This window comes from Nocardiopsis sp. TSRI0078, from assembly GCF_001905145.1.
GTDB lineage: Bacteria > Actinomycetota > Actinomycetes > Streptosporangiales > Streptosporangiaceae > Nocardiopsis.
In genome coordinates this window covers 458,915-473,594 of record NZ_LWLB01000023.1, presented here as the reverse complement: position 1 = coordinate 473,594, position 14,680 = coordinate 458,915, and the positions used below count along the sequence as shown (strand labels likewise).

The 14,680-nt window shown below is 73.0% G+C and carries 13 protein-coding genes; 8 read left to right on the top strand and 5 right to left on the bottom strand.

Annotated features, from left to right (window positions below; translation table 11 throughout):
- Positions 1–151 precede the first annotated feature (151 nt).
- Entirely contained in the window at positions 152–1,153 is a 1,002-nt protein-coding gene (locus tag A6A08_RS16365) for a LysR family transcriptional regulator (protein ID WP_073703450.1), read from the bottom strand.
- 219 nt (positions 1,154–1,372) lie between these two features.
- Between A6A08_RS16365 and A6A08_RS16360 the strand changes: the two genes are divergently transcribed.
- The gene (locus tag A6A08_RS16360; RefSeq protein WP_073703449.1) at positions 1,373–2,530 is read left to right on the top strand and encodes an acyl-CoA dehydrogenase family protein; all 1,158 of its coding nucleotides are present in this window, start codon (positions 1,373–1,375) and stop codon (positions 2,528–2,530) included.
- Positions 2,531–2,593: 63 nt separating this feature from the next.
- Here the strand turns inward: A6A08_RS16360 and A6A08_RS16355 are convergent, their stop codons facing one another.
- Positions 2,594–3,385, bottom strand: coding sequence for a 4'-phosphopantetheinyl transferase superfamily protein (locus A6A08_RS16355; protein ID WP_073703448.1), 792 nt, complete (start codon positions 3,383–3,385; stop codon positions 2,594–2,596).
- Positions 3,386–3,487: 102 nt separating this feature from the next.
- Between A6A08_RS16355 and A6A08_RS28025 the strand changes: the two genes are divergently transcribed.
- The 4 genes from A6A08_RS28025 to A6A08_RS16340 all read left to right on the top strand — a co-directional run bounded on the left by A6A08_RS28025 (position 3,488) and on the right by A6A08_RS16340 (position 6,137).
- Positions 3,488–3,658: a hypothetical protein gene (locus A6A08_RS28025; RefSeq protein ID WP_158069288.1), complete on the top strand. Its 171-nt coding sequence runs from the start codon at positions 3,488–3,490 to the stop codon at positions 3,656–3,658.
- A gap of 54 nt (positions 3,659–3,712) precedes the next feature.
- Positions 3,713–4,519: a DeoR/GlpR family DNA-binding transcription regulator gene (locus A6A08_RS16350; protein ID WP_073703447.1), complete on the top strand. Its 807-nt coding sequence runs from the start codon at positions 3,713–3,715 to the stop codon at positions 4,517–4,519.
- A gap of 112 nt (positions 4,520–4,631) precedes the next feature.
- Positions 4,632–5,447 carry a polyprenol monophosphomannose synthase gene (locus A6A08_RS16345; RefSeq protein WP_073703446.1) on the top strand — a complete coding sequence of 272 codons (816 nt, stop codon included), beginning with the start codon at positions 4,632–4,634 and terminating at the stop codon, positions 5,445–5,447.
- A gap of 138 nt (positions 5,448–5,585) precedes the next feature.
- Positions 5,586–6,137 carry a hypothetical protein gene (locus A6A08_RS16340; protein ID WP_242422662.1) on the top strand — a complete coding sequence of 184 codons (552 nt, stop codon included), beginning with the start codon at positions 5,586–5,588 and terminating at the stop codon, positions 6,135–6,137.
- Between the two features lie 94 nt (positions 6,138–6,231).
- Here the strand turns inward: A6A08_RS16340 and A6A08_RS16335 are convergent, their stop codons facing one another.
- From A6A08_RS16335 to A6A08_RS16325, 3 genes are all read right to left on the bottom strand, one after another.
- Entirely contained in the window at positions 6,232–7,782 is a 1,551-nt protein-coding gene (locus tag A6A08_RS16335) for an MFS transporter (protein WP_073703445.1), read from the bottom strand.
- Positions 7,783–7,881: 99 nt separating this feature from the next.
- Positions 7,882–10,605, bottom strand: a complete 2,724-nt coding sequence (locus A6A08_RS16330; protein WP_073703444.1) for an ABC transporter permease — start codon at positions 10,603–10,605, stop codon at positions 7,882–7,884.
- A 5-nt stretch (positions 10,606–10,610) separates the two neighbouring features.
- Complete coding sequence (locus A6A08_RS16325) at positions 10,611–11,378, bottom strand: ABC transporter ATP-binding protein (protein ID WP_073703443.1); 768 nt, start codon at positions 11,376–11,378, stop codon at positions 10,611–10,613.
- 340 nt (positions 11,379–11,718) lie between these two features.
- Between A6A08_RS16325 and A6A08_RS16320 the strand changes: the two genes are divergently transcribed.
- The 3 genes from A6A08_RS16320 (at position 11,719) to A6A08_RS16310 (ending at position 14,618) form a co-directional block, all read left to right on the top strand.
- Positions 11,719–13,002: a sensor histidine kinase gene (locus A6A08_RS16320; RefSeq protein ID WP_073703442.1), complete on the top strand. Its 1,284-nt coding sequence runs from the start codon at positions 11,719–11,721 to the stop codon at positions 13,000–13,002.
- Positions 12,977–13,636 carry a response regulator transcription factor gene (locus A6A08_RS16315; protein ID WP_073703441.1) on the top strand — a complete coding sequence of 220 codons (660 nt, stop codon included), beginning with the start codon at positions 12,977–12,979 and terminating at the stop codon, positions 13,634–13,636. The genes A6A08_RS16320 and A6A08_RS16315 overlap by 26 nt, the downstream gene beginning before the upstream one ends.
- A 277-nt stretch (positions 13,637–13,913) precedes the next feature.
- Positions 13,914–14,618 carry a beta-ketoacyl-ACP reductase gene (locus A6A08_RS16310; RefSeq protein WP_073703440.1) on the top strand — a complete coding sequence of 235 codons (705 nt, stop codon included), beginning with the start codon at positions 13,914–13,916 and terminating at the stop codon, positions 14,616–14,618.
- Positions 14,619–14,680 lie beyond the last annotated feature (62 nt).

Genomic DNA, 14,680 nt, shown 5'->3' with positions numbered 1-14,680 from the left:
AGGGCTTCGCGCCCATGGTGCCGGTGCGTGCGCCTTTTCCTGTACGAAGGAGAAGGCGGTGGATCTCGCGTTCCTTCGCGGTTCTCCGCGCGATCGCCTTTCGCGGGCCGACCGGTGGGCGGACTGTCGGACCGGCCGGTACGCGGCCCGGTCAGCCGGCGGGTGTGTCGGAGGCGCGGCCGTTGCGGCAGGCCCCCAGTGCCTCGACGGGATCGGAGGCGGCCCCGGACGGGGGCGCGGCCGGAAGGGCGGCCAGGGTGCGGGACGAGCCGCGCAGGATCTCGCGGGCCAGCCGGGCGATGCTGTCGGAGGCCTGGTGGATCGCGCTGTCGCGCCGCCAGACCAGCAGGTGGCGCAGCTGTATGGGTGCGCCCTCCAACGGGCGGACCACCACGCCCGCGCCGGTGTCGAAGTCCGGCTGGCACGGCGCGACGGCCCTGCGGTCGGCGATGAGGTCGTGGATCTCGGAGCGGTCGTAGAGCCGGTAGGGCACCTCGGGGGTGAACCCGGCCCGCTGGCAGGCGAGGTAGAAGCACTCGGGCCAGCCGGTGCCGTCCGGCGGGGTGAGCGCCCACGGGGACCCGGCCAGGTCGCCCAGGCGGACCACCGGTCTGTCCGCCTGGGGATGGCCGGCCCACAGTGCCACGTGCAGCGGTTCCACCGAGAGCATCGCCCAGGACAGGGGGCCGTCCGTGGACAGGTCGCGGTCCACGTAGTCGATCGTGGTCCCCAGGTCCAGGCGGCCCGCGCGCACCAGGTCGGTGACCAGCTTGGGGGAGTACTCCGTGCGGACGTGGACGGGGACGTTGGGGAAGACCTCGGGCAGGCGGGCCGACAGCTCTATGGTCAGCGGACCCACCCCTCCCGCGCGCAGTGTGGTGGGGGAGGCGCCGCGCGCGGTGATGTCGTGGAGCAGGTCATCCATGGACAGCAGGACCGAGCGGGCGCGGACCAGGACGAACTCGCCCAGCTCGGTGGGGCGGACGCCGGAGCGGCCGCGGTGGAACAGGGGTCCGCCGACCTCGCGCTCGATCCGCTGGAGCTGGGTGGTCAGCGCGGGCTGGGACGTGGAGAGCGCTGCGGCCGCCTTGGTCACACTGCCGGTGTCGGCCAGGAGGCAGATGGTGCGCAGGTGGCGGAGTTCGAGGTCCATGCGTGGAATCTAGGACGGGGAGGGGGCTCATGTACAGACGCGTCGTTCCCGCGGTCGGGAAGGACCGCGCCGTCCAGCGGATCGGCGGCCCGCGCTCCGGCTGTCGAAACCGGGAGGTCGGACATATCGGCTTGTGGGGTAGGGTGCCCTGCGTCACCATATAGTTGGACGTCCTACTACGTCCGCATGCTGGACAGTCCGAGAGCGCGGGAGAAGCCCATGACGGTCGAACGCACGCTGCCCACCCCCGAGGCGGAGCAGCTCCTGGAGCTGACCCGGGAGATCGTGGACAAGGAACTCGCCCCGCGCGCGGCCCACGACGAGGAGGGCGGTCTCTTCCCGCGCGAGGTCTTCGGCGTGCTCGGTGGAGCGGGCCTGCTCGGCCTGCCCTACCCCGGTGAGTACGGCGGCGGCGACCAGCCCTACGAGGTGTACCTGCAGGTGGTGGAGGAACTGGCCCGCGGCTGGCTCGCGGTCGGCCTGGGCGTCAGCGTCCACACCCTGTCCTGCTACCCCGTGGCCGCCTTCGGGACCGCGGACCAGAGGGCCGCGCTCCTGCCCGACATGGTCGGCGGCGACCTCCTGGGCGCCTACTGCCTGTCCGAGACCACCTCCGGCTCCGACGCCGCCGCCATGACCACCCGCGCCGAGCACACCGGGGACGGGTACCGGGTCAACGGCGCCAAGGCCTGGATCACCCACGGCGGACGGGCCGACTACTACACGCTCTTCGCCCGCACCGGAGCCCCCGACTCCGGCGCCCGCGGCATCAGCTGCCTCCACGTCCCGGCCCACACCCCCGGCGTGGGCTCCGCGGCGCCCGAGCGCAAGATGGGCATGAACTCCTCGCCCACGGCGGGGGTGCTCTTCGACGACGTCCGGCTCGGCGCCGACGCCCTGGTCGGAGAGGAGGGCAGGGGATTCGGCATCGCCCTGGCCGCCCTCGACTCCGGGCGCCTGGGCATCGCCGCCTGCGCCGTCGGCCTCGCCCAGGCCGCCCTGGACGCCGCCGTCGCCTACTCCCGCGAGCGCCGCCAGTTCGGCAGCGCCATCGGCGACTTCCAGGGCCTCGGCTTCATGCTCGCCGACATGGCCACCCAGGTCGCCGCCTCACGCGAGCTCTACCTGGCCGCCGCCCGCCTGCGCGACGCCGGACGCCCCTTCGGCAAGCAGGCCGCCATGGCCAAGCTCCTGGCCACCGACACCGCCATGAGGGTCACCACCGACGCCGTGCAGGTCTTCGGCGGCTACGGCTACACCCGCGACTTCCCCGTCGAGCGCTACATGCGCGAGGCCAAGGTGCTCCAGATCGTGGAGGGCACCAACCAGGTGCAGCGCCTGGTCATCAGCCGCCACCTGGCCCGCGAGGGCGGCTGACGGGACGCCGCACGAAGAGGGCTCCGGCGGGCCGGCCCTCCCCGTCGGCCGGAAAGCGGGGCCTCAGCCGCCTCCCGGTGAGCGCAGCAGCCTGACGGTCTCCTCGTGGGAGTGCACCTCCGGCTCCACCGGGTGCTCGGTCAGAGCGGCCAGCGCGGCCCGGTACTCCTCGCCCCGATCCAGGTCCAGCAGCGCCGCCGCCTCCGGGCCGCCGCCACCGGACCAGGACAGCAGCGCGGGGTCGGCGTCCGCCGGGCTCACCAGGACCCGGCGCAGCCCGCCCGACAGGCCCAGCCCGGTCGCCTTGAGCAGGGCCTCCTTGCGCGCCCAGTAGCGGAAGAAGGCGCCGACCCGGTCGGCGGGGGGGAGGCGCTCCCAGGCCCGGCGCTCCGGGTCGCCCAGGCTGTAGCCCGCCAGGCCCTCCAGGTCGCGGGCCGCGGAGACGCGTTCGACGTCCACGCCCACGGGTACGCCGAAGGCCAGGGCGAGGACGACCCACTCGCCCGAGTGGCTGACCGAGACCTCCCACCCCTCGGCGGGACCGGTGGGGTGGGGCTTGCCATGGGGACCCTGGCCGGGGCCCGTGCCCTCGTCGGCGCCCGTGCGCTCCTTCTCCTCACAGGAACGGCAGCGCAAGGCGAAGGTCACCTTCTCGGGCGGGCACCCGGCACGTTCGGCCAGCAGCAGCCGGGCCATGGCCCGGCCCAGCAGGTGCCGGTCGCGGTCGGCCTGGTGGCGGAAGCGGGAGTTGCGTGCGAGCTCCTCCTCGTCGAGCAGGCGCAGCAGGCGGTCGTCGGCGGCGGAGGTGCGGGCCCACCAGACCTCGGTGGCCAGTGGTGCCGGATCGAGCTTCATGCCTCCATTGTGACGCGATCTTCCCCGCGTCTGGTGGTGTGAGGTCAACCCAAACCGGGAATTCGGTTATTGGCAGGTCAGCCCGTCCCCTGGGAGGCCCAGATGTCTGTCGTGGTGCTGCTCGGAGTGGGAGCACTCATCGGCCTGGTGGCGCTCACGGTAGTCGTCATCGTCACCCTCCTCATGGAGAGACCGGAGGCCGCCGCGGAGGAGACCCCCTCGGAGACCGCCGAACCGGAGCGGACCGCCGCCGGGAACGGGTCCGTAGTCTAGGAACCGCGCGGGACCTCCGCCCGTGCCGGGAACAGAGCACGGAGAGTGGGTCGCATGTCCGAGGAGAGCCGTCCGGCGTTCGCCGCCGAGCGCCGGGAGCGCATTCTCGAACTCGTGCGCGCCAACGGGACCATGTCCCTGCGCGACATCGCCGTCAAGGTCCGCGCCTCGGAGGTCACCATCCGCCGCGACGTGCGTGCGCTGGAGGCCGAGGGGCTCGTCGACCGCCGCCGGGGCGGGGTCGCCCTCCCCGGACGCATCGGCCACGAGCAGAGCTACTCCGGCAAGAGCGGCCAGTGCGCCGCGGAGAAGGCCGCCATCGCCGTGGCCGCGGCCCGCCTGGTCCGCTCCGGCGACGCCGTCACCGTCGGCCCCGGCAGCACCACCGAGGCCTTCGCCCGCGAACTCCTGACCCGTACCGACCTGACCGTGGTCACCAACTCCCTGCGCGTGGCCGACGTCCTGTCGGGGGCGACCGGAGTCGAGGTGGTCATGACCGGCGGCACCCTGCACGGACCCGTCAGGGCGCTGGTCGGGGCCGCCGCGGAGCAGAGCCTGGCCGGACTGCGCGTCAACCGGGCCTTCCTCTCCGGCAACGGGGTCAGCGCCGACCGCGGTCTGAGCACCCCCAACCCGGCCGTGGCCAGCGTGGACCAGGCCCTGGCCGCCTGCGCCGAGGAGACCATCGTCCTGGCCGACCACACCAAGATCGGCGCCGACACCATGGTGCCCACCGTCGCCCCCGAGGAGATCGCCCACCTGGTCACCGACAGCAGCGCGGATCCCGAGGTGCTCATGACCCTGGAGGAGACGGGCGCCCTCGTCCACGTCGCCGTGGTCGCCGGGGAACGGGGGCAGTGAGGAGCCCGTCCCCTCCCAACGGACACACGGAACGCGTACCCTACCGTTCACGCCCGTCACGGGGCCGACGTCCACCGCTCGCGATCCCGATCCGCCCCAGGAGCCGCCGCGCATGTCCTCCCAGCCGACGCCCCAGCACTCTCCCTCCGAACCCGTGCGCGTCACACCGGAACCCGTGGTGCTCCCCGAACCCTGGGCCGGCTCCCGGCTCACGGTGGTCGTGCCCACCTACGACGAGGCGGGCAACCTGCCCGTCCTGGTGGGCCAGCTCATGGCCCTGGACCTGCCCCGCCTGCGGGTCGTGGTCGTGGACGACAACTCCCCGGACGGCACCGGGGAGGTCGCCGAGAAACTCTCCGTCGAGCACGCCGGACGTGTCGGGGTCGTCCACCGCACCAGCAAGGACGGCCTGGGCCGCGCCTACGTCGCGGGCATGACCCGCGCCCTGGAGGAGGGCGCCGACTACGTGGCCCAGATGGACGCCGACCTCAGCCACCCCGTGGGCTACGTCCCCCAGCTGCTCGGCACCCTGCACTCCACCAACGCGGGTGTGGTGATCGGCAGTCGGTACGTGCCCGGCGGCAGCCTGTCCGAGCAGTGGGGGCGCAGCCGCCGCCTGCTCAGCGGCTGGGCCAACGCCTACGTCAAGACCGTGCTGTCCATGCCCGTGCGCGACGTCACCGCGGGCTTCAAGCTCTGGCGGGCCTCCGCGCTGCGGACCCTGGACCTGCCCAGCATCGAGAGCACCGGGTACGCCTTCCAGGTGGAGATGCACTACCGGGCCTACCGGCGCGGCCAGAAGATGGTGGAGATCCCCATCCACTTCGAGGACCGCACCGTCGGCCAGAGCAAGCTCGACGGGGCCGTCGCCCTGGAGGCCGCCCTGCGCCCCCTCCTCCTGCGCCGGGCCGAACGCGCCAGAGGCTAGCCGTCCGCGCCGCCCTCGGACACGGCTCCCTCCTCCCGCCACGCGGGCTTCGTCCGGGAGTCCGCGCTTTTCGGACCGGAAAGTTGACATACGCGGCACGGTTTGGGGCATCGGACTAACGAGGGAAGGGGGGAAACAGTGACTGAAGAGCCCTATGACGAGAGAACCGGCTCGGGCGACACTGAGGAGCCCTATGACGTGGACACCGACATGGGTGACGACCCCGAGCTGAGCAAGGCCGTCGCGAGGGAGCGGCGGATCGAGCCGGACTACGGCATCCAGGAGTACGACTTCGTGGACCCCGAGATGCCGGGAACCGACAGTTCGGGGCCCCGGGGCATCGACGAGGCGGTGCGCTCCGAGCGCAGTGACCTCTACCCGCGCGAGAGCTGGGGAGGGGAGACCCGCGGCGCGGAGCAGGAGGCCGTCCACGAGATCGACGACGGGAGCGTGTCCGACACCGGCGAGGGAGCGGCCGTCAGGAGCGAGCATCCGGGCAGGCCGTACGAGCACCCGGCGGACACTCCCCACGGCGAGCGGGACGACGAGCGCGACCGGACCACCGACACGTCCGGCTACGTTCCGGACGCCGAGGACCCGAGGGACACCGGCACTCCGGACACCGGGGCTCCGAAGGACACCCGCGTTCCGGACCCCGGAGCTGCGGACGACGAGGATCCGCAGATCTGATCCCTGCCCCGGTGGCTCCGGCCGGGTGGCCGGCGTCCCGGACTCCGCTCCTCGCCGGAGCCACCGGGCGCCGGTCCTCGCACGTCCCCGCGGATCAGCTCTGTGCGTGGTCCCCGCCGTGCGCCGTCCCGGCGCTGGAACCCGGGCACGAGCGCAGCGGCGGCCCCGAGGTCCCGCAGAACCGCGGGGGCGGCTCCGCGGAGGGCTCCGCGGCCCCGGCGGCCCGGGGCATCCGCCCGCGCGGCAGCAGCAGGGCGCACAACGCGGCCGACGCGCACAGGAGCGCCAGCATCAGCATCGCCGGACCGAAACCCTGCACGAGCGCGGTCGGATCCCCGTCCTCCCCCTGGCCGCCGATCCCGGCGAGCACCGGAACCGCGGCCACACCGATCAGCTGGGCACCGCGCGCGAAGGTGTTGTTGACACCCGAGGCCAACCCCGCGTGCCGTTCCGGCGCCGACGCCAGCACGGTCGCCGTCAGCGGCGCCACCGCCGTCGACAGCCCCAGCGCCACCAGCAGCACCCCGGGCAGCACGCCCGTCAGGTAGGGCGCCTCCGTCCCCAGCCGCGACAGCAGCACGAACCCCGCCGCCAGCAGCAGCGGGCCCGCGAACAACTGCGGCCTCGGGCCGATGCGTGCGGCGAGCCTGCCCGACCGCGCGGAGAGCGCCAGCATCAGCAGGGTGATCGGCAGCGAGGCCGCGCCCGCGGCCACGGGCGTGTATCCGCCCACCTCCTGCAGGTAGACGACCAGCAGGAACAGCAGCGGCCCCAGGGAGCCGTAGACCAGCACGGTCGCGCCGTTGGTGACGCTGAAGGCCGTCGAGGAGAAGATGCCCAGGGGCAGCATCGGATCGCGGTGGTGCGCCTCCACCAGCAGGAACCCCGCCAGGGCCAGCACACCCAGCGCCGCCGCGGTCCACACGCCCGGGTCCGCGCCCACCGCGCCCCACTGGATGAGCGCGTAGGTGATCCCTCCCAGTGCGGCCACACCCAGCAGCGCACCCGGAAGGTCCAACCGTCCGGAGGACCCGGTGTCGCGCGACTCGGGCACCCGCCACCACGCGATCGCCAGCACCGCCGCCGCCATGGGCAGGTTGACGAGGAAGATGAGCCGCCAGTCGCCGATCTGCACCAGCCAGCCGCCCACGAAGGGCCCCACCGCCGCGGCCACGCCCGTCAGCCCCGACCACGCCCCGATCGCCCGGGCGCGGTCCTGCTCGCGAAACCCCGCCTGGAGGATCGCCAGGCTTCCCGGCGTCAGCAGCGCTCCGCCCACGCCCTGCACCACACGCCCGGCGACCAGCCACCCCAGAGTGGGCGCGAACGTGCACAGCGCGGACGCCAGGGCGAACACCGCCACCCCGGCCATGAACAGGCGCACCCGGCCGAACCGGTCCGACAGCGAGCCGCTGAGCAGGATCAGCGCGGACAGGGTCACCATGTAGCCGTTGACGGTCCACTGCATCCCGGAGAGCCCCGTGTCCAGGTCGTCCTGGATGGCGGGCAGTGCCACGGTCACCACCGTGGAGTCCAGGAACGCCATGCCCGAGCCGAGCACCGTGGCCGTGAGCGTCCAGCGGGCCGCCGGCGTACCCCACGCCACCCCGCCCGCCGGGACCGGCACCGAAGCAGAACCCCCCACCGCGCACCCCCTCGGGCCCACAGTACGGCGCGGGCCCTCCCCGCCCGAAGGCCGGGAAGGGCCCGCGTGTCCTTTCCGCTCCGCGGAGGGCCCGAGCGCCTACTCGCTGGCCAGCGCCCCCGTGATCGAGGTCCCGGCGGCCCGCCTGCCGGGCAGCACCGAGGCCAGGAGCCCGGCCAGGACGGCCACCGCGATGAACACCGCGATCTGCTCGGCGGGAACCGAGAAGATCATGTCCGGCAGGGCCGACATGCCGGCGGCCCATCCGAACACCAGGCCCAGCACGATACCGATACCGGCACCGATCAGGCACAGCAGCACGGCCTCCACGCTCAGCATCCGGCGCAGCTGGCCACGGGAGAGCCCCATCGCCCGCAGCAGCGCGGACTCCCGTGTGCGCTCCAGCACCGACAGCGCCATGGTGTTGGAGATGCCGAACACCGCGATGATGATCGCCAGTCCCAGCATCGCCGCGATGGTGTAGAAGGCGATGTCCATCATCTCCGAGAACTGGTTCTTCATCTCGGCGACCGACGCGACCTGCATGGTCGGGTACTCCTCCACCGCGGAGTAGACGGCGTCGCGCACCTCGGCCGCGTCGGCCCCCTCGGCGGCGCGGACGAGGACCAGCTCGTTCTCGTCGACCCCGGGGAAGGCGGTGGCGAAGTCCTCCGTGTCGATGGTCACGGCCGACAGGCTCTGCATCTCCTCCACCACCGCGACGACCTCCAGGGAGAGGTCCTGCCCGTCCCGGGCCGGGACGGTGAGGGTGTCGCCCACGCCGACTCCGTCGACGTATCCCTCCGCCACCACGGCCCTGCCGGGACCGAGGTCGGTCAGGTCGCCCTCGACGACCTCGCTGGTGAGGTCGACGCCGATCTCGGCTCCCGGGTAGGTGTAGACGAAGAGCGGCAGGTCGCCGCCGGTCTCCACGGAGGTGCTGCGCTGTCCGAAGACCTTGCCCAGCTCGGGCTGGGCCTCCAGGGCCTCGATCACGCCGTTCGGGACGGTGGGAAAGGCTGGGACGGTCGCGTTCGCGGCCGTGGGGCCCCCGTCCTCGGCGCCGTCCCCGGCGCCCTCGCCGGGCTCGGCCGCGGCGGCCCCGTCCCCGGCGGGCCCGCCCTCGGCCGACTGGCCGTCGGCGGGAGCCTCCCCCTCGGGTGCCTCCTCGGCGCCTTCGGCGGCCGCGTCCCCGGTGCCCGTCCCCTCCAGGGAGAACTGCGGGGTGATCTGGTAGTCCACCGGGAACTGCTCTTCGAGCATGGTGGTCATGGTCGACTCGACCGACGCGCTGAGCACCGAGTAGCCGGTGATGAGCGTGGCCCCCACGGTCAGCGCGATCATCGCGGTGGCCGCGCGGCGCGGGCTGCGGGTGGAGTTGTCCACCGCCAGCATGCTCGGCACGCCCAGCCTGCGCAGGGGGGCGCCGACCACGCGCACGATGCCGCGCACCAGCAGCGGGCCCAGGACCACCACGCCCACGAACGCGACCAGCGCGGCGGCGGTCACGATGATCGGGCCCATCTGGTTCGGTTCGGAGCTCAGGACCACGGCCACCATGGCCGCCGAGACCAGGAAGGCCAGCAGGCCGAAGACGACGCGGACCCAGCCCGTGCCCTTCTCCAGGCCGCCGGCGGTCGCGCTGGTGCGCAGCGCGGCCAGCGGCGACACCCGGGTGGCGCGCATGGCCGGCACCAGTGCCGAGAACACGGTCACCACGGTGCCGACGGCCATGCCCACGCCCACAGCGAGCGGGGTGATCACCACGGGCACCGCGGAGCCGGTGCCCAGGAGGGGGCCGCCGAAGGCCGCACCGGCCATGCCGATGCCCACACCCGCCAGGACGCCCAGGGCGGAGGCGACCAGGCCCACGGCCACCGACTCGGCCAGGACGGAGCGGAAGACCTGGGAGCGCTTGGCGCCCACGCAGCGCAGCAGGGCCATCTCCCGCTGGCGCTGGGCGATGAGGATGGCGAAGGTGTTGTAGATGACGATCCCGGCCACGAACATCGCGATGAACGCGAACAGCAGCAGTGCGACCCGCAGCATCTCGGTGTCGCCGCCGGCGTTCTCGGCTATGGTCAGGCCGAACTCCTCACCGGTCTGCACCTCGGCCCCGGAGCCCAGCAGGGCGGCGACGGCCTCGGAGGCCTGCTCGTCGGTGCGGCCCTCGGCGGCGAGCACGTCGATCTCGGAGTAGCCGCTCACACCGGTCATCTCCCGGGCGGTGTCCGGGTCGAAGACGAGGGCGCCGCTCATGCTGTAGGACGGGTCCACGCCGAAGTTGAGCAGGCCGGTGACGGTGAAGTCGCGCTTGTCCCCCTCCGGGTCGAGCACGGTCACCGTGTCGCCGACCGCGAAACCGGTCTGGTCGGCGGTGGAGGTGGCCAAGACGACCTCGTCCCCGTCCGAGGGCAGCGTGCCCTCGTCGGGGGAGAAGCGGCTGGTCCCGTCCAGCGCGATCGCGGCGGGCGGCATGAAGCCGACCGCGCGGCCCTCGTCGTCCAGGAGCACGGCCTCCCCGCTGAGCAGGCCGCCCGCGTCGGCGACCTCGGGCAGCGCCCGGACGTCGTCGAGCTGCTCCTCGGTGAAGGCGGCCGGGGCCTCGGGCTCCTCCCCGTCCCCCGGCTCGGGCTGGGCCGGGACGGCGATGGCGTCGACGCTGGTCGCGGAGCCCATCACGGACTCCTCGTAGTTGGCCTTCAGCGTGTCGGCGAAGACCATGGTGCCCGAGACGAACATGACCCCGAGCAGGATCGCCAGCACGGTGGTGACGTACCGGGACTTGTGCAGTCGCAGCCCGGCGAGTGTGGTGCGCAGCATGTCCTTTAGGCCTCTTCCAGCTTCAGCAGTCGGGCGGAGACCAGTTCGGCGGTGGGCTCGGTGACCTCGTCCACCAGGCGGCCGTCGCGCAGGAAGACCACGCGGTCGGCGTAGGAGGCGGCGACGGGGTCGTGGGTGACCATGACGATGGTCTGGTTCAGGTCACGGGCCGAGTCGCGCAGGAACCGCAGCACCTCGGTGCCCGAACGCGAGTCCAGGTTGCCGGTGGGCTCGTCGGCGTAGACGACCTCGGGCGCGTTGAGCAGGGCGCGGGCCACGGCCACGCGCTGCTGCTGCCCGCCGGAGAGCTTGGCGGGCAGGTGGCTGAGCCGGTCGCGCAGGCCCACCACGTCGATGATGTGGTCGAACCGCTGCTTGTCGATCCCGCGCCGGGCGATCTGGGAGGGCAGCAGGATGTTCTGCTCGGCGGTCAGCATCGGCAGCAGGTTGAACGACTGGAAGATGAACCCGATCCGGTCGCGGCGCAGCAGCGTCAGCTCGGCGTCGCGCAGGCCCGTGATCTCGGTGCGGCCCAGATGCACGGTGCCGGAGGTGGGCACGTCCAGCCCGGCCAGGCAGTGCATCAGGGTGGACTTGCCGGAGCCGGAGGGGCCCATGATCGCGGTGAAGGCGCCCCGGTGGAACTCCACGTCGACCCCCGCCAGGGCGTGGACCTGGTTGTCTCCGGTGTCGTAGGTCTTGGTGAGGCCCCGGGCGACCACCACCGGCGGTGTGTCGACCGGGGGGACGGGCTTCACAGTGGACTCGGTCACGGCAGACAACTCCAGCGATCGGAAGAAGGGATGGTGGCAGGGCCGGGCGGACACTCCGCCGCGGCACTCCACCACGCTAGGGCCGCCCACCCCTCCGGGGCGTCCACCGCGGGGCCGATCCCGGCCACGGCCAAAGGAACGGTGGCGGGCGGGTTCGGGACTCCTTCGTCGGGTCCGGGCACCGACTTTCGTCGGGGGTGGCCGCCTCACCGTCCGTGACGGCTCCGGCGGAAGGGGGCTCTGACCTGGCCGGACGCGGGGCATGCGTTGGCCGGGGCGGAGGATGCGCCTCCGTGTGCTCACCCGGAGTCACCGGACGCCCGACCGTAGACTCCCCAGCATGAGGAGCTGGGTGGATGCCCGGGGCGGAGACGTCGGCGCCCTGTGGGAGAGGAACCGGGAGTGGTGGTGGCAGCGCCGCCTGTACGTCGCCGACTGGCTCTACGCCATCCTGCCGCTCCCGTTCAGCGGGGTGGTGCAGCTCAGCTCCGGCGGCGGGTTCGGCCTGTTCGGCGGCCTCGCCGCCGGTGCCCTCGGCGCCCTGGCCTCCGTGAACCTCCCGGCCGCCCTGGTCGCCGGAATGGTCCTCTACGTGATCCCGGTGCTGTGGGCCGGGGCGACGGTGCTGCTACGGCGCAGCCACCCCCACTGGCTGCTCGTCACCGCGTTCGTGCTGCTGCTGTGCTTCGCCAACTTCTTCCCGGCGATGATCGCCCTCTACTCGTACGCGGTCTACTTCGACGACCGGCGCCTGCTGGTGGGCTGGTTCGCCCTGTACAGCCTGGCCATGCTCGTCGCCTACGAGGCCAACGCCTTCGGGCAGGTGTTCCTGATCGGGATGCTGCTGGTCATACCGATGACCTTCGGCCTGTGGGTGGGCACACGCCGCCAGCTCATCGACCGGCTCCAGGAGCGCGCCGAACGCCTCGAACGCGAACAGCACATGATGGCCGAGCAGGCCATCACCGCCGAACGCACCCGCATCGCCCGCGAGATGCACGACGTGGTCGCGCACCGGGTCAGCCTCATGGTGCTGCACGCGGGCGGACTGGAGGTCTCCACCGACGACCCGCGCACCGTGGAGGCCGCGGGCCTGATCCGCACCACCGGCCGCGAGGCGCTGTCGGAGCTGCGTGGCATCCTCGGGGTGCTGCGCGACGACACCGCCGCCGCGCCCACCGCTCCGCAGCCGGTCCTGTCCGACCTGGACCGGCTGGTGGGGGAGTGGTGCGCCGCCGGGATGCGGATCACCCGCGAGGACACCGGGCAGGGGCCGCCGCTGCCGGCGGGCGTCCAGCGCACCGCCTACCGGATCGTCCAGGAGGGACTGACCAACGCGGCCAAACACGCGCCCGGTGCCGCCGTCACACTGCGCCTGCACCGGAGCGCCCGACAGTTGGAGGTGGAGGTGGCCAACGAGCCGGCCCCGGCCCCGGCCGCGCCCATGCCCCACAGCGGATTCGGGCTGACCGGGCTCCGGGAGCGCGTCGCCCTCGCGGGCGGCAGCCTCAGCGCCGGGGCGTGCCCCGACGGCGGATGGCGGATGCGCGCTATCTTGCGAACCGACAACCCACCCGGCACGGAAGAGGTCCCCGACGGTGATCCGCACGCTCCTGGTCGATGACGAACTCCTGGTCAGATCCGGCCTGCGGATGATCCTGGACGCGGCCCCCGACATCGAGGTGGTGGGGGAGGGCGGCGACGGGGACGAGGCCGTGCGCCTGGCCGGGGAACTCTCCCCGGACGTGGTGCTGCTCGACATCCGCATGCCGGGCACCGACGGCATCACCGCCGCCTCCCGGCTCACCGCCCTGCCCGATCCACCCCGCGTGGTCCTGCTGACCACCTTCGACCTGGACGAGTACGTGCACAGCGCGCTGCGCGCCGGGGCGGTGGGCTTCCTGCTCAAGGACACCCCGCCGCGCGACCTCATCGGCGCGGTGCGTACCGTCCACGAGGGGAACGCCATGCTCGCCCCCAGCGTCACCAAGCGCATGCTCGAACGCTTCGCCTCCCCCGCGCCCGCCGACTCGGCCGCGGGCCGTGACGAGGCCGGGCGCCGCCTGTCGGTGCTCAGCGAGCGGGAGCGCTCCGTGCTCGTCGCGGTGGCCCGGGGCATGTCCAACGCCGAGGCCGGGCGCGAGCTGGGCATGCGCGAGGCCACGGTCAAGGCGCACGTCAGCCGGATCCTGTCCAAGCTGGGCATGTCCAACCGGGTGCAGGCCGCCATCCTGGCCCACGACGCGGGCTGGGCCTGAGGATCCGGGCCCGGGCCGGGTCCTCGGGGCATGGGCGGTCCGACCCGGTGCGGACCGGTCCGGGGCCCGCCCGGTGCGGTGACACACCTCACTTCGGTCCCGCGTGCCCCGGGGGCCCTTCCCGATGTCCGGAAAGGCCCATGAACGAGGGAGGGGTACCGTTCCCCACCTCGGTTGCGTCTACCGCCCGGTAGCTCGGTACGCTGCAATGCGATCCCACCCCCCTGAACGTCACGTCGTGGCTGATCACAGCAGCCGCAGGAGAAGAGGAGCCCCTATGTCGCGCTCGGTACTGGTCACCGGCGGCAACCGCGGAATCGGCCTGGCCATCGCCCGTGAGCTGGCCGCGGGCGGAGACGACGTCGCGGTGACCTACCGTTCCGGCGAGCCCCCGGAGGGCCTGCTGGGCGTCCGCTGCGACATCACCGACTCCGCCCAGGTCGACGCCGCCTTCAAGGAGGTCGAGGAGGCGCAGGGCCCCGTCGAGGTGCTCGTCGCCAACGCCGGGATCACCAAGGACCAGCTCCTCGCCCTGATGAGCGAGGAGGACTTCTCCTCCGTCCTGGACACCAACCTCACCGGCTCCTTCCGCGTCACCAAGCGCGCCGTGCGCGGCATGATGCGCAAGCGCTCGGGCCGCGTCATCCTCATCTCCTCCGTGGTCGGCCTCCTCGGTTCCGGAGGACAGGCCAACTACGCCGCGTCCAAGGCCGGCCTCGTCGGCTTCGGCCGCTCCCTGGCCCGCGAGCTCGGTTCACGCAACATCACCGTCAACGTCGTCTCCCCCGGCTTCGTCGAGACCGACATGACCGCCGCGCTGCCCGAGGAGCGCCAGGCCGAGATCAGGAAGAACGTCCCCCTGGGCCGCATCGGCGCCACCGAGGACATCGCCCGGACGGTGGCCTTCCTCGCCGGGCCCGGCGGCTCCTACATCACCGGCGCCGTCATCCCCGTCGACGGCGGCCTGGGCATGGGCCACTGACACGCGCCCGCGCCCCCTTCCACTTCCCGGAAGGACCATCCCCTTCCGGCAACCGACCACAG

Coding starts and splice junctions, on each gene's coding strand:
- A6A08_RS16355 (WP_073703448.1), bottom strand. CDS start 3,385: ATGAAGCTCGATCCGGCACCACTGGCCACCGAGGTCTGGTGGGCCCGC.
- A6A08_RS16330 (WP_073703444.1), bottom strand. CDS start 10,605: ATGCTGCGCACCACACTCGCCGGGCTGCGACTGCACAAGTCCCGGTAC.
- A6A08_RS16320 (WP_073703442.1), top strand. CDS start 11,719: ATGAGGAGCTGGGTGGATGCCCGGGGCGGAGACGTCGGCGCCCTGTGG.
- A6A08_RS16360 (WP_073703449.1), top strand. CDS start 1,373: ATGACGGTCGAACGCACGCTGCCCACCCCCGAGGCGGAGCAGCTCCTG.
- A6A08_RS28025 (WP_158069288.1), top strand. CDS start 3,488: ATGTCTGTCGTGGTGCTGCTCGGAGTGGGAGCACTCATCGGCCTGGTG.
- A6A08_RS16365 (WP_073703450.1), bottom strand. CDS start 1,153: ATGGACCTCGAACTCCGCCACCTGCGCACCATCTGCCTCCTGGCCGAC.
- A6A08_RS16350 (WP_073703447.1), top strand. CDS start 3,713: ATGTCCGAGGAGAGCCGTCCGGCGTTCGCCGCCGAGCGCCGGGAGCGC.
- A6A08_RS16310 (WP_073703440.1), top strand. CDS start 13,914: ATGTCGCGCTCGGTACTGGTCACCGGCGGCAACCGCGGAATCGGCCTG.
- A6A08_RS16345 (WP_073703446.1), top strand. CDS start 4,632: ATGTCCTCCCAGCCGACGCCCCAGCACTCTCCCTCCGAACCCGTGCGC.